Raw genomic sequence first — 22770 nt, forward strand, 5'->3', positions numbered from 1 at the left:
AACAATTCGAAATTTTCATTCAAAAAATTACAAATGGCGGAATTTTAGTTTACAATGAAGACGATTCGGAAGTAAAACGTGTTGCCCAAGCTGCTACAAATCCAATAAGAAAGTTGGCTTATGCAACGCCAAATTATAAAGTCGAAAACGGAATTACACTTCTAGAAACGCCAGAAGGCGATATGCCAATTGAAGTTTTTGGAGCTCACAATCTAAATAATCTGGCTGGTGCCAAATGGATTTGCCAGAATATGGGTGTGGATCAAGCAGATTTTTACGAAGCTATTGCCAGTTTTAAAGGTGCTTCCAAACGTTTGGAAAAAATATCTGAAAGCAAAACAAAAGTAGCTTACAAAGATTTTGCGCATTCGCCAAGCAAAGTTGCAGCAACTACCAAAGCAGTAAAAGAACAATTTCCAGATAGAAAATTAGTGGCTTGTTTGGAATTGCATACTTACAGTAGTTTGAACGCTGAATTTTTGAAAGAATATGAAGGCGCACTTGAATTTGCTGATGTTGCTATAGTTTTTTATTCGCCCGATGCTGTAAAAATAAAACAATTGGAAGAAGTCACTTATGAGCAAATTGCTACGGCTTTCAATCGTAAAGATTTAATTATTTATACCAATCCAACAGATTTTAAAAATTATTTGTTTAATTTAAATTTAGAAAATTCTGCTTTATTGTTAATGAGTTCAGGAAATTATGGAGGATTGAATTTTGATGAGATTAAAACTTTAATAGAATAAATGTTTTTTTATGGAAATAACTTTGCAAAATTATTCGAAAAACATTAACGCATCAACCTTAAAAAAAAGTCAAAAACTAATTGTTAGAGACATTGATGAATTGAAACCAAATTCATTTGTTGCATACGTGGATGAAGATAGAAATAGTTATGATGTTTCAATAATTTTATCAATCAACAAAGAAATTATTAGTTCGGCGTGTGATTGTGGATCGAAATCCAATCTTTGTATTCATAAAATAGTTTTTCTAAACTATTTATCAGCAAAAGGAAATGTTAGTAATAAAATAGCTAGAAAGAAAAAATTAACGCAAGCCGAAGAAATTATTTCTGGTATTGATGTAAATATTCTAAAGAACTGGGTTATTCAATTACTAAATAAAAACAAAGATTTAGAATTATTATTTGTAAACGAATTTTCTAATGATAAAAAGGAATTTAACTCAAAAGAAGTTAAAATCCTTATAGACAATTCGATAAAATCAGTCATTAAAAACAAAAAAAGTATTGAAAATAGTGAGCTAAAAAAAATTATTGATTTATTGGATGTTACATTAAAACCTGTAGTCGTTTTTTGTGAAGATAATATTTCAAAAAAAGAAGGATTAGACTTATTATTTTTTATAATTGACGAATTATCTGATTTTCATAATCGATATTATTTAACTAGTGTAAAAGTGGAGCGGTTTGTTGAAAAAATTTCAAATCAAGTTAATTCAAAAATTTATTTGCTTAAAGATTATGATAAATGGACAGAAATAGTTGATTTAATTTTTGAAACTATCTTTTACGATTCAAAATTCTCATTGACCATCAGTACATTTAATTTTGTAACTTCTATTTATACAAACACATCTGATAATAATGATAGAAGATTTTATTTTGCAAAAAAGCTTGAAGCATTCTTTTTATTTTTGATAAAAAACAATCAAACCCCAAGTTTATTATTTAGTAATTTTATATTGGATGTTTTATCTGAGAATAAACTTTTTGAATCTAATTTTAAATATTTTAAATCTTTCAGGTATGAAAATAGTTTTAATCTAAAATTAATTGATGCTCTTCTAGAAATCAATAAATTGGAAGAAGCCGAAATTCTTTCCGTTCACCAGATTAGACTAAATGGTTATGTTGAATTTAACATTGAATATTGGAAAAGGCTAAAAAATATTTACTCAATCCAAAAAAATCAAACTAAACTTGTTGAAGTATTGACCAACACCGTTTTTTTTGATTTTGATTTTGAAGGTTTAATGCTGATCAAAGCAAATAAGGAAACTCCTTATTACAACAAATTCAGGTCTAATTTGCAAGGAAAAGTAAAACGAATATTTAGTAAGTCAAAACAGGCGGTTTTATTTTATTATCAAATCTTAAATTCTGAAAATGCATATAGCAAAATGATTGAAACTATATGTTCATACACAAATTATGATTTACTTTTTGAGTATAAAGAAGAAATGTACTTAACAGATAAACTAGCCTTTTTAATCAATTTAACAGATATTGAAAGTAAATGGTATAGTTCCAAAACAATAAATGTTGAATACAGAGAAAAGTTAATATTATGGATTTTAGAACGATACGAAACAATTATTATTGAAACCTTTTTGAAAGGAAAAACAAGATACGGCAATAGTATTTTTTATGAAGAATTTGTAAAAGTTATTCAAGCTAAATAATATTATGGAACAAAACCTTACTATAAAAAATTGGGCTGAAGACGACCAGCCTCGCGAAAAACTAATGCTAAAAGGCAAACAGGTTTTGAGCGATGCCGAATTAATTGCCATTCTTATTGGTTCTGGAAGTCGAAACGAAAGTGCCGTGGAATTATCCAAACGAATTCTAGCCAGCGTTGATAATAACCTAAATGTTTTAGGCAAAATGTCCATTCAGCAGTTAATGACTTTCAAAGGAATAGGCGAAGCCAAAGCCATTTCGATTATTGCCGCTACAGAACTTGGACGACGCCGAAAAGATGAAGAAGTGGTCGAACTTAAAAAAATCACTTCTTCCAAAGCAGTTTTTGATGTAATGCAACCTATTATTGGCGAATTGCCTCACGAGGAATTTTGGGTTTTATACCTTAATAATGCCAACAAAGTTATTTATAAATCACAAATCAGCAAAGGTGGAATTACTGGAACTGTAGTCGATGTTCGAATTGTTTTTAAAATTGCATTCGAACAAAATGCAGTTGGAATTATACTCACACACAATCATCCGTCAGGAAAATTGGAAGCCAGCGATGCCGATAAAACTTTGACTAGAGAATTAAAATTAGCTGGAAATCAGCTCTCTATTTCGGTTTTGGATCACATTATTATTACTGAAAATGGCTATTTTAGTTTCCAAGATGAAAATATATTCTAAAGTATTTGGTTTGAATAGACAAATGTCTTATTTTTGTAGACAAATGTCTTTATTATGGAAGCAATCAAATTAAATCAGACTGTTCAACTTGACAAAGCTGTTCGCGTTTATGTTACTAAAGTCGAAAAAGAAAGTGGTTACAAATTAATCAATAAAAACATTACTTACAACGATTTTTTTAAAAACCGTATGCTTTTGGTTCATGCCATTCGAGAAGGTGTTTCGTTCGATTTTTTTAGTTTGATTAAAGAAAAAACCCCATTCAATGACGAAGATTGGGCTGGTTTTTTAGGAATTTCCACAAAATCTTTACAAAGAAATAAAGCCAAAGAAAGTTTTGTTTTCAAACCAATCCAATCCGAAAAAATATTTGAACTGGCAGAAGTGACCAATCTAGGAAATGAAGTTTTTGATGATGAAAGTTCTTTTTATTCTTGGTTAAACGCACCGTCATTTGCTTTGGGAAATTTAAAACCTATGGAACTACTCAAAGATTCTTATGGGAAAGAAATGGTTCTAGGCGAATTATACAAAATTGATCAAGGTATTTTTATATAATGGAAGTTTTTAGATTGGCCAGAAAAAAATATCCAATCGAACTTTCGGGAAAAGGCGCTTCCATGTTTGGTGCCAGATGGAATTTTAAAGGAACCGAAATTATTTATACAGCACAAAGTAGGGCATTGGCAATGGCGGAAGTGGTTGTTCATCTTTCGCTTGCCACTTTACCAAAAGACTTTGTGATGCTAACAGTTGATGTTCCAGAGAGCATTCCAATTGAATTTCTAGATGAAAAAAAACTCCCAAAAGGTTGGAATGTTTTTCCGCATAGCTTCACCACACAATTATTGGGTGAAGATTTTATAAAAAGGAATGAAGCTTGCATACTAAAAGTGCCATCGGCTGTGGTAAAAGGCGATTATAATTTGCTAATCAATCCGTATCACGAAGATTTTAAACAAATAAAAATTATAGATCAAGTCGATTTTCCTTTCGATAAAAGAATTTTTGGGTAATACTTTAACTTTACAGTTTTTTTTTACCACATAGAATTTAGAAAATAAGACTTTCATAGCATAAAAAATAAATTTTTCACATAGCTATGTCAACTAAAATCGAGCGAAGCGACTTTTTTATCACTATACGCTATGAATCTATGTATTAAAAAATAGAAATATACTATTAAGTGAGTTGAGGTTTTAAGAATTTATTTGTTTTTGAATCACTATCTTGCTTCAAGATTAAAAGTAAAAATGATTACCACCAAAAAAATTGCATTTTCTTATCCAAATGGCGAAACTTTTCAGTTTCCTGATTTGCACTGTGAAGCGTCAAATACCGTTTTAATTACTGGAAATTCAGGCAAAGGTAAAACTACTTATTTGCATCTTTTGGCAGGATTGTTAAAATCAAAATCAGGTGAAATTGTTATCAATGAAGTCAATATAAATTCGATTTCAAATAAAAGTAAAGATCAATTTCGAGGTCAAAATATTGGCATTGTTTTTCAGAAATCCCATTTTATTGCATCACTTTCCGTTTTAGAAAATATAGAAATGGCAAGTTGGTTGGCTTTTGGAAACAAAAATACCAGTAAAGCAAAAAAGCTTTTGCAAGAATTAGATTTATTAGAATTTCAAAACAAATTACCTTCTCAATTAAGTGTTGGTCAGCAACAAAGAGCTTCCATTGCTCGAGCATTAATCAACGAACCCAAGGTGCTTTTGGCAGATGAACCCACTTCAAGTTTAGACGATGAAAATGCTTTTAAAGTAGCCAATTTATTAGAAAAACTGACCAAAGAATACAACGCAGCCTTGGTAATTGTGACACATGATTTGCGATTAAAAAATAAATTCCCGAACCAAATAAATTTAATTTAATCAAAATGATTTTAAAATTGGCTTGGCGCAACATTTGGTTCAAACCACTCAATACTATTTTGAGTATTATTTTATTGGCTTCGAGTGTAGCCATTATTACGGTTTTAATATTGTTGCAAAAACAATTTGAAGACCAGTTTTCTAAAAATGCAGACAATATAGATTTGGTTTTGGGAGCCAAAGGAAGTCCGTTGCAATTGGTTTTATCTTCTGTTTATCAAGTAGATGCTCCAACAGGAAATATAAATTTTAAAGAAGCGCAAACTTGGATGAAAAATCCGTTTGTAAAAACCGCAATTCCACTTGCTTTTGGCGATAATTATTTAGGTTTTAAGATTGTTGGCACAACACCAACATATTTAAATCAGTTTAACTCAAAAATTCAATCAGGAAAAATTTTTGATAAAAATTTTGAAGTAGTTATAGGAAGTGAAATTGCCAAAAAGTTAAATATAAAGATTGGAGACTCTTTTTTTGGTTCTCACGGCGATGCTAAAGAAGGCGAGAAGCACGAAGAAAATAAATATATCGTGGTCGGAATTGCATCTGCAACAGGAAAAGTAATCGATAATTTAATTCTTTCCAATATAGAAAGTGTTTGGGCAATGCATAATGAAAATGATCACGAACACGAAGCGGAAAATCATGAAGAAGACAAAGAAATTACGGCTGTTTTACTTAAATTTAGAAATAAAATGGGCATTGTGCTTTGGCCAAGATTAATAGCACAAAACACCCAAATGCAAGCGGCTTCGCCAGCCATAGAGATTAATAGATTGTTTAGTTTATTCGGAATTGGATTGCAGGCATTGCAATATTTGGCTTTTGGGATAATGTTTATTTCAGGAATTAGTATTTTTGTGGCTTTGTATAACAGTTTAAAAGAAAGAAAATATGAATTTGCCATACTTCGCGTGAATGGTGCAAGTAGAATTCAATTATTGACCTTGGTACTTATAGAAAGTTTGGTTTTGTGTTTCATAGGATATATTTTTGGAACAATTATTGGTAGAATAGCTTTGGTGTTTATATCAAAATCATCAGAAAATGAATTTAAAATGACATTCAATCCATTAGAGTTTGTGTGGAATCTGGAAGGAATTTTAGTATTAGTCACTATATTTGTAGGCGTTTTGGCAGCATTAATTCCTGCCTTAAAAGCGTATACAATGAATATTTCAAAAACATTAGCCAATGCATAATTTAAAATATATTGTAATATTTATATTTTTAGGATTATTGTCTTTTCAATCTAAAAAAATTGAAAATAAAACGATAATCGAGAAACAAAACAAAATGATCTCAGATTCCTTAAATTGGAAAATTTTGGGTCAAATTAAATTCATCAAAAAGAAACACAAAGACTACGGAGAAATTGATTTCCCTGTGATAAATGAAATTTTGAAGAAAAAAAGTGGCAAAAAAATCTTAATGTCAGGTTTTATTGTTCCAATAGACAATGTGAATTATGCGCTGAGTAAAAATGTATTTGCTTCATGTTTTTTTTGTGGAAAAGCTGGGCCAGAAACTATTATGGGAATCAAGTTTAAAGCTGGAAAAATGAAACTCAAAACCGATCAATACGTCACACTAGAAGGCAATTTTAGAGTGAATGAAAACAATGTGGAAGACTGGATTTACCATATTGAAGATGCAGTAATTGTAAAAGGAAATTAAAATGTATTCGAATATTAAGCATATTTTCTTCGATTTAGACCACACACTTTGGGATTTTGATAAAAATTCTGGATTCGCTTTTGAAAGAATTTTCAATGAAAATAAAATCGACATCAATCTGAAAGATTTTTTGCATTATTACATTCCGACCAATGTGAAATATTGGGAAATGTATCGTAAAGATGAAATTACACAGTCTGAACTTCGTTATGGACGCTTAAAAGAAACTTTCGATTTGATAGATTATAAAACGGATCAATCAACTATAGATTTTTTTTCGCATCAATATATTGAATACTTGCCAAAGTTTACTGAATTATTTGACGGAGCCATTGAAACGTTGGATTATTTAAGTTCGAAATACAACTTGCATATTATAACCAATGGTTTTCATGATGTTCAGGATAAAAAAATGGGCAATTCAAATATCAAACATTATTTTAAAACCATTACCAATTCTGAAATGGCTGGTGTAAAAAAACCAAATCCTATTATTTTTGAACATGCTTTGCAAAAAGCAGTTGCCAAAAAAGAAGAAAGCATCATGATTGGCGATTGTTTGGAAGCAGATGTAAATGGCGCATTAAATTTTGGAATCAAGGCGCTTTTTTTTAATTCAAATAAAATAGAAATCAATCCAAATATTCATCAAATAAATACATTAATCGAACTCAAAAAAATATTTTAAAATGAAAATATATACTTTTATATTATTGTTGGTTTCAAGTGTAACATTTGCTCAAGCATCGTTAAATAATTATAAATACGCTATTCTTCCATCAAAATTTAAATTTCAAAAAGAGAAAAACCAATACAGAATAAATGCAACTACCAAAGCTTTTTTTGAACAAAAAGGGTTGAAGGTTTTTTATGATGATGAAGCTTTGACACAAGATTTAGCAAACAATAATTGCAGTAAAGTGTACATTAATATTGATGAAAATAATAATATGTTCACCACCAAATTAATAGTTAGTGTAATAGATTGTCAAAATAATGCTTTGTTAACTTCAAAAGAAGGAAGTAGTAGAATAAAAGAATATGCCCCAGCTTATAATGAAGCTTTGCAGATAGCTTTGAAATCTATTCAGGATTTTATTTACCAATATAAAGCCAAAACAGAACAGCCAAATTCAGCGATAATTACTACTTCAAAAGCTGAAGCTAAAACAGATAATTCAATTCAAGCTTACTCTGAAATGCAGACTTCCAGTAATGGATTTAATTTTTTGCACAGTAAAACCAAAGCTGTTTTAAATTTAATGAAAACTACAAATCCAAATTATTTTATTGCAAAATCTGATAATAAAATGGGTATAGTTTTTCAAAAGGATCAAGGCTGGTTTTTTGAATATTATATAAACCAAAAATTAATTTCTGAACAAATTGAACTTAAGTTTTAGTAGTCAGTGGTCAGTTTACAGGGGAATTGATTAAATTTTTAATTCGTAATTCGTAATTCGAAATTCTCTCAATATCCATATTTATCTTTCCATCGGTTTTTTAAAAATTCTCGGGTTCCATTTTCTCGGGAATTATTACCAGGATTATAAAAAACAGTTTTTGAAATTTCATCAGGTAAAAACTCTTGTTCAGTAAAATTATTGCTAAAATCATGAGAATATTTGTACTCATCGCCATAACCCAATTCCTTCATTAATTTTGTTGGCGCATTTCGCAAATGAATAGGAACAGGCAAATCGCCAGTTTGTTTCACTATTTTTTGAGCTTCGCCAATGGCCAAATAACTCGCATTACTTTTGGGAGAAGTAGCCAAATAAACTGCACATTGACTTAAAATAATTCGGCTTTCAGGATAACCAATTGTTGTTACGGCCTGAAAAGTATTGTTCGCCATAATAAAAGCTGTCGGATTGGCATTGCCAATATCTTCACTGGATAAAATAAGCATTCTTCTTGCAATAAACTTAACATCTTCGCCACCTTCAATCATTCTAGCCAGCCAATATACTGCGCCATTTGGGTCGCTCCCACGAATAGATTTTATAAATGCTGAAACAATATCATAATGTTGTTCTCCTGTTTTATCATATAAAACAGTATTTTTTTGAACCAGTTGCATTACTTTTTCATTGGTAATTTCAACCGAATCGCTATCGGTAGCATTGACAACCAATTCAAAAATGTTTAATAGTTTTCTGCCATCGCCACCTGAAAGCCGCAGCAAGGCTTCCGTTTCAACCAATTGAATATTTTTAGTTTTCAAAAATGCATCAGTAGTCATAGCGCGATTTAAAAGTGCTTCTAAATCTTCTTTAGAAAATGCATTCAAAACATACACCTGACATCTTGACAATAATGCAGGAATAACCTCAAAACTCGGATTTTCTGTTGTGGCGCCAATCAAAGTGATGATGCCTTTTTCCACTGCAGCCAACAACGAATCTTGCTGCGATTTGCTAAATCGATGAATCTCATCAATAAATAAAATTGGATTTTTGGCGGTGAATAATCCGCCACTTTGCTTTGCTTTATCAATGACATCACGAATGTCTTTTACGCCAGAATTTATGGCACTTAAAATGTAAAATGGGCGTTTGGATTCTTGTGCAATAATTTGTGCCAACGTAGTTTTTCCAGTACCTGGCGGACCCCAAAAAATTAATGATGGAATAATTCCTTTGGAGATTTGATGCGTCAACGAACCATTTTCGCCTACCAAATGCGACTGACTAATATAATCTTGTAAATGTTGCGGACGAATTCGCTCTGCCAAAGGTGCTTCCAATTGATTGTTGATTCGGTTATTTGTTATTTTGGTTATTCGATATAAGAATTTACAAATTTATGACATTTCAGTTTTTAAATCAACAAATAATCCAATAACCAAATAAACAATTATGACAAAATATCACAAAATTAATTTTGGCTGCATTTTTGAGAATATCTATTATCTTTTAGTCTATCATCTATTATCTACTATGAAGGAAACCGATTTTAAATTTTCAACATCAGTATTAGCTTGGCCACTTTATGCATTGCTGACTCTTTGGTTGGTATTTGTTTTGGAAATCATTTTTCCAGGCGATTTCTCACATTTTGGAATATTGCCAAGAACCGTATCTGGATTAAAAGGAATTGTATTCAGTCCGTTTTTGCATGGCGATATTAAGCATTTGTTCAACAATTCGATACCATTATTTTTTCTGTTGGCTGCATTGCGGTTTTTTTACAGAGACCAATCGTTTCAAGTTTTGTTTTTTGGAATTGTACTTTCTGGATTAGGAACTTGGTTTATTGGAAGAGAAAGCTACCATATTGGTGCAAGCGGATTAATATATGTTTTGGTCAGTTTTATTTTCTTTAAAGGAATTAAGTCAAAATATTTTCGATTGGTTGCCTTGTCACTTGCTATTGTTATAGTTTATGGCGGCATGATTTGGTATATTTTCCCATCAGCCGAACAAGATATTTCTTGGGAAGGTCATTTGTCAGGATTTATTGCTGGCTATTTTCTAGCTCTTTATACCAAAACGCACGAATACCAAAAACCAATAAGGTATGACTGGGAACATCCAAATTTTGATCCATCGCAAGATGAATTCATGAAACACTTTGACGAAAATGGAAACTTTGCACCAATCAAGAAAGAACCTGAAACTGAAGAAGAAGAAGATTCTTTTTTTAAAATTAATTATTTTTTTAAAGAGAAATAAGTTAAGATGGTAAAAAAATATTTTTTGATTAGAATATTGATACAAATTTATTATCGTTAAATACTAAGTTCAACCCTATAATAATTAATTTAAGTTGCTGTTTAATTAAGCTATAATTTAAATCAACTATAGAAGCGGAATATTTTTTTTTGAGACAGATTTTAGAAATTTCTAAAATCTGTCTCAAAAAAATGAATATTATGAATCTAGCCTACAATAATTTTCACCACTATTATCAAGTCATTGATTATGATTTGTACAAAAAGATTAACCAGCAACTTGAATTAATTGAGATTTAATTTTTATTTCTTTAAAAGCTAAGAACGCTGACGAACTGTTTCATACAAAAATGCACCGCAAGCCACCGATACATTCAGTGAACCAATAGTTCCGAACATAGGTAGTTTCGCTTTTTCATCTACAATTTTTAAAACCGATGGATTTACACCCCGGTCTTCACTTCCCATAACAATAGCAACACCTTCATTTAGAGAAATGTCATAAATGTTACTTTCTGTCTTTTCTGTGGCAGCAACAGTTTTTATACCCGAGGCTTGTAGCAAAAAAATGGCGTCTTTGATGTGGTCTACTTTGCAAATTGGCACATTAAAAACTGCACCTGCAGATGTTTTTACAGTATCACCATTTACAGGGGCAGAACCTTGTTTTTGTACAATAATACCATCCACACCTGTGCACTCTGCAGTACGAATAATAGCACCAAAATTTCTAGCGTCAGACAATTGGTCCAATATAAGAAACAAAGGTTTTTTACCACTTTCTACAACTTTATCAATCAATTTTTCTAAATCTTGAAATACGATTGGAGCAATTGTTGCCACCGCACCTTGATGGTTATTCGGTGTTAATCGGTTTAATTTTTCAACTGGAACATAAGAAAAATTGATGCTATTTTTTTTCATTAACTTCAATAGTTCTTGCATCAATTCGCTTTGTGCATCACTTTGAATAAAAACTTTATCAATTTCTTTTTTAGCATTTATGGCTTCAATAATAGCACGTATTCCAAATATTTGGTTTTCTTTTTCCATGGGGCAAAGGTATAAAAAAACCACCAGTTTTTGACTGGTGGTTTTTGAAATAAAATGTATAATCAATTTAATTTACCCAAAATGGTGTAAATTGGTTAACTACAAAAATTTGTGATAATACTACATTAGGTACATTTGCTGAATTCGCAGTGTATTCTGACGCAGGATATAATAATCTTTTTGGTTTAACTGCACCAGCTGGTGCGGTGATTGCAAATGGATTAGCTGGAAAGCCTGTTCTTACTTGATCTAAAAATGGCTCAATACCATTAATTCCAGTAACAGCTAGCCATTTTTGAGTCATAATTGCTTCCAATTTGTTAGGAGTTCCATCCCAACCTAAACCTAAAACATTATTTGTCGCTGTAATATATGGAGCAGCTACAATAAGAGTTGGAAATGTATATGTTCCAATTGGCGCATTATAAAGATTAAATGAAGCTGAAATACCTGATTGAAAAAGAGTTTTAGCGTTTCCTCCAAATGAAGGATATCTAAATGATGCCTCAGACTGCAAAAAGTAACTTTCAGATGCAAGCATTATATAACCATTTTTTCCAGATCCATTATTGTATCTATCTGTAGCGTCAACTCCAAGATAACCTGTTACGCCGCCTCCAAGTCTAGAAGCAGCTGCTGGAGCTGTTCCACCCGCAACCAAAGTAACATCGCCTTGATTTATACCTACAATGCCAGTAGCAAGGGAAGCAAACATTCGAGTTCTTCTAGGATCTAAAATACCAGTAGAATTTACATGAGTATTTGATTCTGTTCCCATTAAAACTTTAGCAATATATTGTGAAGCCACCGTAAAATTTCTATTTGTTCCTGCAGAAGATCCGTCTTTATTTGCTCCCCAATTTTGGTAAAGTGGGTTTTGACCTTGACTAGAATCGCCGTTATATCCAGGATTTATAGCCGCATCAGTTGTAAGAAATGGTTTGCCTGACAATGCTGCAATTCTTGAAGTTCTTAATGCTACCACGTCAGCTTCAGTTGATTGAGACATTCTAAGTAAAATTTTTAATTCTAAAGTATTAGCAAATGCAGCCCACTCAGTCATATCACCTCTAAATACAATATCTTCGTTTCCAGCAGGAATTAGAGAAGCCGTACTTGCAGCAATATCTGTTCTTGCTCTATCAAGTTGTAATAACAAATCTTTATATATATCCTTGTCATCATCATATTTTGGTCTTAAGTTTCCTAAACCCAACGATGCTTCCTTGTAAGGGGCATTGCCGTATAAGTCAACAATATACTGCATGTAAAATGCTTTCATGATTCTAGCTATAGCTTTATGATTGCCATATTCATTTGAAGGATCTGGATACACTAAAATGTTATTATAATTGAATATGCCAGTATATAAATTATCCCATATAACAGAACGAGTATTTGTATTGAAATTCAAGGTAAATTCAGTTCTGTATCCTCCAGTAAATGCATTTACATTTCCAGCCCAACTATTGGTCATTACACTACCATATTCATTCATAGCTACAGCTTGAGTTCTATATGTGGTAGACAAAGCTGACGCAAGAAATGCAGAAGGAGCAATATCATCTGTATGTGGATTATTAGTTGAAGAATTTACATCTAAATAATCATTACAGGATATAAGCATCGTAGTTGATGCAAAAAGTAATAAAAATATTTTTTTCATAATAAAATTTTTAAAAAGTTACGTTAACACTGAATCCGTAAGTTCTTGTTGAAGGATATTGTCCTGTTTGTGAATAACCTTGTCCGTTTGAAGCAGTGTTGTCAGTTGTTAGTTGTCTTAAGGCGCCATTAGCAGATGAAGCAGAGTATCCATTTGATGCTTCAGGATCTGTATATCCTTTGTTGTTGTATGATGATTTCCCTTTAAAAGGATTACCTAACAATATGAATGGATTTCTTGCGTTTACTCCAACTTTAATTCCTGAAACCTTTAATCTTTCAAGAATTTTTGCTGGCAATGAATAGCTTAAAGCAAGTTCTCTTACTCTGAACGCTGTGGCATCAATCAACATGGCTTCGCCTAAGTTAGACAAATTACCAAAATAATCAATTACTCCATTTCCTGCTCCGTATCCAGCTGCAGAACGGTAAGGAAGTGCTGGGTAGGCAGCATTAGTAGCATTTGGTACATATTGTGGATTGGCAGTTGTTCCTACATTAACGACAGAATTTTCAAAAACAAATCCTAAATCTCTATCAAAATCAGCAGTTTCTTCTGCATGTCCAGTCCAAGTTTGGTTATATCTTGTTCCTGAAATGATAGAATGACCTGTTCTAAAATCCATAACTGTAGTCAATTTAATACCTTTGTAAGAAAAACTGTTGTTTAAACCTAATATATAATCAGGAGTAACTTTGCCTAAGATTTCTTGAGTTGAAGTTTGTAATGCGATTCCATTCGATCCAATAATTACTCTACCAGAAGGATCTCTTTCATATTTAGTTCCTTTTATCAAAGGAAACGACTCTCCAACTTGAGCAAATATTCCAGCATTGGTTTGAATGTCATTTCTAATATTGTACAAATTTAATTCATTTGTACCACCTAAGTCAGTAACTTTTGTGTCATAGCTAGTATAGCTTACTCTACCTTCCCAAGTAAACGCGCCTTTTACTGGCGTGAAGCCTAGGTCAAATTCTACACCTTTATTTTCTAATTGACCAATATTGTCTTTAAATTCTTGATAACCACTAGTTCTTGAAACTGTTGAGCTAGAGATTAATTTGCTGATATCAGATTGATAGACTGTACCGTCGATAGTCAATCTATTATTAAAGAATCCAAAATTAACACCAAATTCTTGAGTATTTACAAATTCTGGTTGGATATCAGGATTTGTAACTCTTGTAAAAGCTGTATAAGACGAGCTTCCATTAAATGGATATCCAGTACCTAAAGTTGATAAATTTTCAATATCATATGCATTAATAGGATTTGTGTTTCCTACACGCGAAATATTAGCAAATAATTTTAAATAACTTAATGTATTTTTATCTCTTAATGATGCAAAAGCTTTAGTTGGTATGAATGACAAACCAGCAGAAGGGTAAAAATAGCCATTATTTTGAGGATTTAAAGTTGACACTATTTCATATCTTCCTGTTAAGTTTAAATACAAAAATTCTTTATAACCTAAATCTATATTATCAAAGAATGCAACTCTTCTAGTTTGGATTAAATTGTTTGTCAATAAATTTGGTATTCTAGGTTGTTTTACATTAGTTATATTGTAAAATCCAGGAATTTGTAAATCCAAACCACCTTGAGAAATTGTTGACGAAATTCTGTCTTGTATGTTGTTACCAAGATTCATTTTAAATGATAAATCATCAGCTAACATATAATTAAAATTTAATAATAAATCACCATAAAAATTACGAACATTAGTTCTACTTTGGTAGTATTCAGAAGTTAATGATAAATCGCCACCGCCATCACCAACCAAATCAATAAAAGCATTTTTATGTGTATCTTGTCTAATTGCTGAAGTTTGGATGTTAGCTAGATATGAAACAGATATGTTTTTATTAAATTCATATCCAATTGTACCAGAAACGTTAAATATGTCAGATACTCTATCTAATCTGGAATTTTTTCTTTCCCAAAAAGGATTTCTAAAATATGCATTGAAACCATTTCCCGGTCCAGAATTAACAAAAAGTTCGTAGGGAATGCTTGATGCTCCTTGTAAAAGATTTTCTAAAGTATCATCAGCATCTGCTTGAGATGTAATTGAATTAGTATATTGTACATTTCCTTCAACATTCCATTTACCTAATTTCTTACCTGCTTTGAATATGAATGAATTTCTTTTTAATTGATCACCAGGAACAATAAAATCAGTCACTTGTCTGTTTGCAGAAAATAATGCAAATGAATCTGCACCTCCATAATTAAAAGTTAATCCATTTTGACTAGTCAAACCAGTTGTGTAATATGCTTTTGCATTGTCCTCTACAAATGAATATGGTGCGGTCAATCTAGTCCCATCTGGTTGTAATAAACCAACTTCTCTTATGGAACCATCTAAAGGTTCTCCCCATCCACCATTTTCGTAGGGAACATATCCACCATCCCAGCCTTGACCGTATTTAGATTGTTTTTTTGGTAAAAAAGAGATTTCTTCAAAATCTAAAGATGAATTAAATGAAATAGATAATTTTTCATTACGTGAACCTTTCTTAGTAGTTACAATTATAACTCCATTTGCTCCTTGTTCGCCATAAAGTGCAGCTCCTTGAGCTCCTTTGATAACGTTTACACTTTCAACTACTTCTGGGGGTAATTGCTGTAAAATTGTAGCAGTTGATATCGAGTTGTCTATAACAACTAATGCTTCTGTGTTCCCAGAAATAGATCTAGGTCCTCTTAAAACAATTCTAGTTGCTCCATTCACGCCACTATTTGAATTGTCAATTTGTAAACCAGAAACTTTTCCTGTTAAACTTCTTACTACGTTTGGATTTGCAGCTTGAGTTATTTCTTTAGCTGCGACAACTTGATTTGAAGATGTTACTGCGTCCTGACGTTTTTTTATACCTACAGAACCTGTTATTATAACATCACCTAATTTTTGAACAACTTCTTGCATTACAACATTAATTACACTTGATGCTGCTACAACTCTTGTCATATCATTTAATCCCATAAATGAAAACACCAATGTTTCACCTTCTTTGGCTTTGATACTATATTTACCATCAAAACCAGTCGATACCCCACGTGTTGTACCTTTAACTACAACATTTACTCCAGGAATTGAACCATTAGCGTCAGACACTGTACCCGTAATAGTTTTCTCTTGAGCGAAAGAAAACTGCATAGTCAACGCTACTAATAGCGTATAAATCCATTTGAACTTGCTTCTCATATTAATTTTATTTGATTTAGTTATTATGCAAATTTGAATATAATCTTTGTTTATTCCTAACATTTACGAAACATTTTCTTTAATATTTATTAATCTTGTAATTAATTCTTCCTTTTAATGTAATTATGTATGAAAAACCTATTAAATTATTTTTGATTTGTAGACATATAAAAACTTTATTTTTGATGTTGGATTATCATTATAAGTTTTTTAGAATTCTAATGTTTTTTATTTATCTTAAAGCCATCAATAGTGTAGATTTTAAATATTGTTAATCAACTAACAAAATATGAAACTGAATATACTAATTTATCTACGAGATAAAGTTTAAATTTAAAATATATATTATCCCTAAAAAAAACGTCAATTTATTTTAGGATATGATAATAAACAAAATGAGCCCGATACAATATCGAGCTCATTATTATTATTAAAATTATTTATAAACTTATCTAAACTTTTATGCTAAGTCTAAATTTTATTGGTTTTCTATAAATTAATTATTACGTATCTATATTTTAGTTAGGTTAAAATTAAATATTCCAAAATCCGAATTTAAACCATTTTTCCATGATACTTTTAAGTTTATATCTCCTGTACAAGATGCCACATTTCCAGTACCAGTAGCTGTAAAACTGTTTCCAGGTCCAGCTCCATATACAAAAGTTCCATTAGAAACTAAAGAAACTGTCGAATTTGCAGGATTAATTGTCACATCAAAGTAGGAAGCACTAGATGCAGGTAAACTACTTGGATTATTAGTATTTAAAATTCTAAATTTTAATAAACCATTTGCTGAATTATAAACTACCGGTACAGTTGCACCAATAGAATAATCCTGCCAATCATCTACAGTTATTTTATAGTTTCCATTAAACAAAGAAGCATCGTTTAAAGGGCATGAAACACTATAATCTTGTGATACAGAAAATTGTAAAGAATTGTTTATGTCTGCTGCGAAACCTTTACTTCCATCTTTATTAAACATATTTAATCTTCTTCCATCACTTAGAATAACATCAGCTGAAATTGTAAGTTTATCAGTAATTGCAAAATCAGCTTTAGTATTTAATATATTAAAAGCATTAATTAAATCGGTTTGATTTATGTTAACCGTTGCTGGAAAACCGCTTACATTAGCTTTGATAATTGCTTTTTCAACAACAGTTCCTTTTCTATATATGCCAATAACATCCATTGATGAAACGTTCCCTCTAGCAACATTAAATGTCAATCCTAAATTGATTGGTACATTATTATTTATTGCTACTAAGTTTATTGATGTATCAGTGGTTGCTATTTTTTTAATATTAGGAGCGCCACCTTCCGCAAAATCAATTTTAGATTCACCACCATCTTTTTCACAACCTAATGCTAAAACTATAATAGCGATGGATGTTAATATTAATCTTATTTTTTTCATAATTTTATTTTTTTATTAATTATCCCAAAAGATTTTATAAGTTCCTGGATTTTTTTGTCCAGGTGCCTTATTATTTGAATTTAATTCACTTTGAGGCCAAAAAAGTGAAACTTGATATGGATTGTTTACCACAGTTTGTGAGTCATTAATAGGAAATCCATCAGCATTGTTCAACTGGTATTCAGGTGCTGTTCCGTTTGGATCAACCAATGTAGGATAATTTGTTCTTCTGTAGTCTGTATATTGATCTAGAGGATCTCCAGCAGTTCCAACCCATTTTTGGGTCATAATTATTTCTAATTTTTTTGCCGTAGTTGCCGCATTAAATTCAGTTGAAATTTTAGATAAAAATGTTGTAACTGATGCAGAACTTGATAATATTGGAATTACTTGAGATGATGTTTTAGCATTTGCTACTACTTTATCAACTTTAGCAAAACTTGCTACGATTGCACTCTGAAGTTTCGTTCCAGCATTTCCAGTTAATTTTCCAACTTGAATTAGTTCAGCTTGAATGTATAACATTTCATCATAAGTGAGAATTCTACGTGGTGCAGCTCCTGTCCCAGCGCTAGCATCCACAGTAATCACTGTCCCTGCAGCGTTTCTATATCTTAGGTCATCATCATATCTACCACCACAAAGAAAAATGCCCGGATATGTATATGAATTTTCTGCACTGGCATCTCTATCAGGTCCTGTACTTCCAAATCTTATACTAAAAAAACCTGTAGATTTATCCCAATAATCTGCTCTAGGATTACCTGTAGCCGCATTTCCTTGGTCTGGTGGAAAAACTCCATTTTCTAACTGCGTATAAAAATAATATTTCATTCTTGGGTCTGGATTACCTGTATGAATATTTGTATTTACGCCTTTTAATATTTCATAAAACCAAGGGCTTTGATATGAACCAAATTGTGTGCTTTCATATGATTCTCTATACAATCTATTTCTTTCATTTGATTTAGCTATATTATTGTAATGAGTAAACTCAAAATCATCGGCATTTGATGTAAAGAAATTGTTTTCAGCAATTAGAGCATCTAAACCAACTTGATCAAAATCTGTAGTTAACCTTGTTTGATTGTATAGCTTTAATTTAAAAGTATTAGCAAATTTAACCCATTTAGTTACACTTCCACCATAAAAGAAATCATCTGCACCGGGTTTTTGTAATCCTGAATTACTAGCAATATTCGCTTTGCCTTCAGATATAAGGTTAAATATTGCAGCGTATATTGCTTTTTGATTATCAAATTTAGGGTTTCTGATGCCTTCCCTCAATTTAGTAGCTTCTGTAAAAGGTACATCTCCCCAAAGGTCAACTGCGACTGACATCAGATAGGCTTTGTGTAGTTGTCCAACTCCAACATACACTCTATTTTGACTTTCAGTGCCAAACTTGATTAAATCCTCAATATCAGTCAATGTTGTATATATTCCATTCCAATCATTTTGCATTGGTATATTATCAACTTTTACTCCATATTGGTCTTCTTCATCTCTGGCGCACATTTGATGAGTATAAACTCCGAAAATTTGCCCTGAATTCACATTATAATCTCCAATTTGAGAGGTGCTTATTTCTATATTAGATAAAAGAAAATTCAAAGGTGCTTTTGTAGAATTATCTGTATCAGTATCAACATCGAGATATTCTGTACATCCCACTAGAAGAGATGATGTTGCAAACAATAAAAAAAATGTTTTTTTATTATTATTTATTTTTTTAAAAAATTTCATATTGTAATTTTTAAAATGTTAGATTAATTTTAAAACCATATCTTTTAGCTGTTGGGGCAGAACTTATTTCAATACCTTGAGCTCTAGATATCCCTAAACTAGTTACTTCTGGATCGAAATTAGTATATTTTGGAACATTAGGTGCAAAATACCACAAATTATTCCCAACAAAGCTTAAACTTACATTTGAAAACGGTAATTTATTTAATAGTTTAGAAGGAAAATCATAAGTTAAACTGAGTTCCCTAATCCTAAATACGGTTCCGTCATAAACAGTCGCTTCGTCCACACTATTAATAGCAAAAGTATTTCCACCAGCTGGAGAGAAGTATAATTCATTTGCACTTAATTGGACAGTGTTAGGAACTTGATTTCCATTTGCATCTAATACTGGAGTACCATCATTATTCCCATAAAAACCAGGGATGATAAATGTTTTTTCTCTATCCTCAGTATCTCTTGTTACACCTCTACCCAACAAAGATTCAATAGTACTTGATTGAATATCTCCCCCTTGTTTCCAATCGAACTGTCCTCTTAAACTAAATCCTTTGTAGGCTAGAGTATTAGTAAAGCTAACTTTAAAGTCAGGATTTGGATCTCCAATTATTCCTGGTTCAGGTGCTTGTATGATACCACCTCCATTTTGATTAATTAAAAAGTTTCCATTTGCATCTCTTGCAAATCTTGTTCCATAAAATGTCCCAAAAGACTCTCCAACTATAGCAAAAGCAGGAGTATTTGCTAAAAGATTAAATTTATCAACTCCTTCCGAAATTTTAATTACCTTATTTTTATTTTGTGTAAAAGCTGTAAATAAAGTCCATTTGAAATTCTCAGTTTTTAATGGTATTAAAGTTAAACCTACCTCGATACCTTTATTTTCTAACTCACCAACATTAGTGTTATATGTTGGATATCCGGTTGAATTGGCAACTGCTACAGGTGTTATAACATTAGTAGATTTTTTATTGTAATATGTGAAATCTATAATTGTTCTTCTATTAAATATTTCAAGGTCAGCTCCAACTTCTAGCTCAGTTGTAAATTCAGGAGTCAGTTTTGTATCTGAAAGAAAAGCTTGATTTCCGATTATTGGATTTGAATTGTATGGTATGCCAAGAAGGTAAGTTGAACTTAAAAATTCTGCAGAAGCATCTCTTCCTACTTTAGCATAACCACCTCTTAATTTTGCATAAGGTAATACTGTACTATTCATTTTAAAAGCATCAGTTATTATAAAAGATGCATTTACACCTGGATAAAAATAAGAATTATTATCTTTAGGTAAAGTTGAACTCCAATCATTTCTTCCAGTAGCATTTAAAAATAAATAATCTTTAAATGAGAAAGTAACATCTGCAAACAATCCTATATTTCTCTTTTGATCTCTAAGATCAAAATTGTTAACTAGGTTTTTTGTATTGTTTAATGTAAAAATTTTTGGTATTGTGAATTCAGTTCCGGTATTTTGGTTATTGAATGTTTTATTTTGTAAAACGTTATTACCTAAAATTGTTGTTAAGCCAAAATCTTCATTTAACTTATAATTTAAAGTCAATAAAAGTGTAGATTCTAAATCTTCATTAGTAAACTGTTCTCTTCTCAAGCTTCCTAACCCATTTCCTGCCCTAGATCTTAAATCTCTAATTTCATCTCTATCTAAATTATATCTATTATAACCGACTCTATATGATGCGGATACATTTTTATTAAAATTGTAGCTAAAATTTAACCCCAATACTGTTCTGTTGGTATCTGTTATTATTCTGTCATGTTCCCATGACCACAATGGATGATCAAACTGAGTTCCATTGGGTGTAATGGAGGCCCCAGTTCTTGGGTCTTCATAAGGTAAATTTAAATCCCAGTTTCTAGCTATAAAAAGTGTTCTTGCAAATGAAGATGAAGAGCCATTAAATTGATTTTCTCCAAAGAAACCACCAATTTGATCAGTGTTTGAGTAGCTTAAATTGGCACCAAATGAGAATTTCTCCCCTAATTTAAAGTTACCACCAGCAGCCACAGATATTCTCCCAAAAGAATTGAAAGGAATATATCCTTCTTGATTCAATTTTGATACGGTTAGTCCAAAACCACCATCTTGACCTGCATAATTAAAACCAAATGTTTGATCTGTAATTAAACCAGTTCTAAATAAATCTTTAACGTTATTTGGTTTAGCTTCGTATTTTACTGTAGGTCCAAATTGAGGAAAAGCTGATAATAATGTTGGCCATGTCGGGATGGTTGCCAAAGAATCAAATCGTGGTCCCCATGAACCATTTGCATTTGCATAATTAAAATTGGAACCAGCTCCGTAGGTATTTTGATATTCTGGTAAATTTGCAATATTTTCAAAATATGTACCCATTCCAACATTTACAGTCAGTTTATTTTTACTTGTTTTGCCTGCAGATCCAGATTTTGTAGTAACTACAATTACTCCATTAACTGCTCTTGAACCGTACAATGCAGCTGCAGCAGAACTCTTTAATACGTTAACTGTAGCAATGTCATTAGGATCTAAACTTGCTAAACCAGATTGATAACCACCACCACCAGTTACCTGGCTTGATGATGTAACCTGTGAATTATCATAAGCGATTCCATCAACAATAAATAAAGGCTGCGAATTACCATTAAATGTATTTATACCTCTTATGGTAATTTGATTCGACGCACCAGCGACTCCAGTGGAAAAATTTACATTTACACCCGCTACTTTTCCAGACAAAGCACGTGACAAATCAGGTTCTGAACTTTCGGTTAAATCTTCAGCCTTCACAGAGCTTACAGAATAACCTAAATCTCTAGGCTTTCTTTTAATACCAAATGCTGTTACTACAACTGCATCTAATATTTTAGAATCCTCTTTCATTGTAACATTTACAACAGATGTTGTTCCTACAACTTTAGTGACATCGCTCAATCCCATAAATGAGTAAATTAATGATTCACCTTCTTTGGCTTTAATAGAATATTTACCGTCAAAACCAGTTGAAACTCCCCGTGTTGTGCCCTTAACCACAACGTTTACACCAGGCATTGGGCCACTAGAATCTGACACAGTACCAGTAATTGTTTTCTCCTGAGCGAAAGAAAACTGCATAATCAACGCTGTTAAAAGCGTATAAATCCATTTGTACTTTGATCTCATATTATTATATTGAATTAGTTATAGCGCAAAACTCATAAATAATTTTCAATTTACCAAATAATAAGTAGGTTAATTAGGGTTTTATTTTAGTTAAAAATTTATTTACATGAATTTAACTTCTGTTTATGCTTAAAAAAGTAGTAATACTCGA

18 protein-coding genes are annotated in these 22770 nt (G+C 31.4%); 11 read left to right on the plus strand and 7 right to left on the minus strand.

Features of this window, described 5'->3' with window-relative positions; genetic code table 11:
* The 10 genes from RMN92_RS01130 to RMN92_RS01175 all read left to right on the plus strand — a co-directional run.
* Positions 1 to 749 (plus strand): glutamate ligase domain-containing protein (locus RMN92_RS01130; RefSeq protein ID WP_309607624.1); only part of this gene is annotated, 749 nt, incomplete at its 5' end.
* A 10-nt stretch (positions 750 to 759) separates the two neighbouring features.
* Positions 760 to 2430 (plus strand): hypothetical protein, encoded by a 1671-nt coding sequence (locus RMN92_RS01135; RefSeq protein ID WP_309607625.1) that lies wholly within the window; start codon positions 760 to 762, stop codon positions 2428 to 2430.
* Between the two features lie 4 nt (positions 2431 to 2434).
* A complete protein-coding gene (gene radC / locus RMN92_RS01140) occupies positions 2435 to 3124 on the plus strand; it encodes a RadC family protein (protein WP_309607626.1) in 690 nt (229 codons plus the stop codon).
* Between the two features lie 54 nt (positions 3125 to 3178).
* Positions 3179 to 3682: an antitoxin Xre-like helix-turn-helix domain-containing protein gene (locus tag RMN92_RS01145; protein ID WP_309607627.1), complete on the plus strand. Its 504-nt coding sequence runs from the start codon at positions 3179 to 3181 to the stop codon at positions 3680 to 3682.
* Entirely contained in the window at positions 3682 to 4140 is a 459-nt protein-coding gene (locus RMN92_RS01150; protein WP_309607628.1) for an RES family NAD+ phosphorylase, read from the plus strand. Before RMN92_RS01145 ends, RMN92_RS01150 begins: the two co-directional genes overlap by 1 nt.
* Positions 4141 to 4377: 237 nt before the next feature.
* A complete protein-coding gene (locus RMN92_RS01155; RefSeq protein ID WP_309607629.1) occupies positions 4378 to 5007 on the plus strand; it encodes an ATP-binding cassette domain-containing protein in 630 nt (209 codons plus the stop codon).
* A 5-nt stretch (positions 5008 to 5012) separates the two neighbouring features.
* Positions 5013 to 6209 carry an FtsX-like permease family protein gene (locus RMN92_RS01160; protein ID WP_309607630.1) on the plus strand — a complete coding sequence of 399 codons (1197 nt, stop codon included), beginning with the start codon at positions 5013 to 5015 and terminating at the stop codon, positions 6207 to 6209.
* Positions 6202 to 6684: a hypothetical protein gene (locus tag RMN92_RS01165; protein ID WP_309607631.1), complete on the plus strand. Its 483-nt coding sequence runs from the start codon at positions 6202 to 6204 to the stop codon at positions 6682 to 6684. Before RMN92_RS01160 ends, RMN92_RS01165 begins: the two co-directional genes overlap by 8 nt.
* 1 nt (position 6685) lies before the next feature.
* Positions 6686 to 7372 (plus strand): YjjG family noncanonical pyrimidine nucleotidase, encoded by a 687-nt coding sequence (locus tag RMN92_RS01170; protein ID WP_309607632.1) that lies wholly within the window; start codon positions 6686 to 6688, stop codon positions 7370 to 7372.
* Position 7373: 1 nt separating this feature from the next.
* Positions 7374 to 8087, plus strand: coding sequence for a hypothetical protein (locus tag RMN92_RS01175; protein ID WP_309607633.1), 714 nt, complete (start codon positions 7374 to 7376; stop codon positions 8085 to 8087).
* A gap of 68 nt (positions 8088 to 8155) precedes the next feature.
* On the opposite strand, the gene RMN92_RS01180 is transcribed toward RMN92_RS01175, so the two are convergent.
* The gene (locus tag RMN92_RS01180; protein ID WP_309607634.1) at positions 8156 to 9433 is read right to left on the minus strand and encodes a replication-associated recombination protein A; all 1278 of its coding nucleotides are present in this window, start codon (positions 9431 to 9433) and stop codon (positions 8156 to 8158) included.
* Positions 9434 to 9545: 112 nt separating this feature from the next.
* Between RMN92_RS01180 and RMN92_RS01185 the strand changes: the two genes are divergently transcribed.
* Entirely contained in the window at positions 9546 to 10361 is an 816-nt protein-coding gene (locus tag RMN92_RS01185) for a rhomboid family intramembrane serine protease (RefSeq protein ID WP_409024841.1), read from the plus strand.
* Positions 10362 to 10678: 317 nt separating this feature from the next.
* Here RMN92_RS01185 and rlmB read toward each other — a convergent pair whose 3' ends face one another.
* The 6 genes from rlmB to RMN92_RS01215 all read right to left on the minus strand — a co-directional run bounded on the left by rlmB (position 10679) and on the right by RMN92_RS01215 (position 22619).
* Positions 10679 to 11413: a 23S rRNA (guanosine(2251)-2'-O)-methyltransferase RlmB gene (rlmB, locus tag RMN92_RS01190; RefSeq protein ID WP_309607635.1), complete on the minus strand. Its 735-nt coding sequence runs from the start codon at positions 11411 to 11413 to the stop codon at positions 10679 to 10681.
* Between the two features lie 67 nt (positions 11414 to 11480).
* Positions 11481 to 13079: a SusD/RagB family nutrient-binding outer membrane lipoprotein gene (locus RMN92_RS01195; RefSeq protein WP_309607636.1), complete on the minus strand. Its 1599-nt coding sequence runs from the start codon at positions 13077 to 13079 to the stop codon at positions 11481 to 11483.
* A 10-nt stretch (positions 13080 to 13089) separates the two neighbouring features.
* Positions 13090 to 16290, minus strand: coding sequence for a SusC/RagA family TonB-linked outer membrane protein (locus RMN92_RS01200; RefSeq protein ID WP_309607637.1), 3201 nt, complete (start codon positions 16288 to 16290; stop codon positions 13090 to 13092).
* Positions 16291 to 16801: 511 nt separating this feature from the next.
* On the minus strand, positions 16802 to 17713 hold the full coding sequence (locus RMN92_RS01205) for a hypothetical protein (RefSeq protein ID WP_309607638.1): 912 nt from the start codon (positions 17711 to 17713) through the stop codon (positions 16802 to 16804).
* 15 nt (positions 17714 to 17728) lie between these two features.
* Entirely contained in the window at positions 17729 to 19459 is a 1731-nt protein-coding gene (locus RMN92_RS01210) for a SusD/RagB family nutrient-binding outer membrane lipoprotein (RefSeq protein ID WP_309607639.1), read from the minus strand.
* Between the two features lie 10 nt (positions 19460 to 19469).
* Positions 19470 to 22619 (minus strand): SusC/RagA family TonB-linked outer membrane protein, encoded by a 3150-nt coding sequence (locus RMN92_RS01215; protein WP_309607640.1) that lies wholly within the window; start codon positions 22617 to 22619, stop codon positions 19470 to 19472.
* Between the last annotated feature and the right edge of the window lie 151 nt (positions 22620 to 22770).

It is taken from the genome of Flavobacterium sp., from assembly GCF_031363805.1.
Lineage (GTDB): Bacteria > Bacteroidota > Bacteroidia > Flavobacteriales > Flavobacteriaceae > Flavobacterium.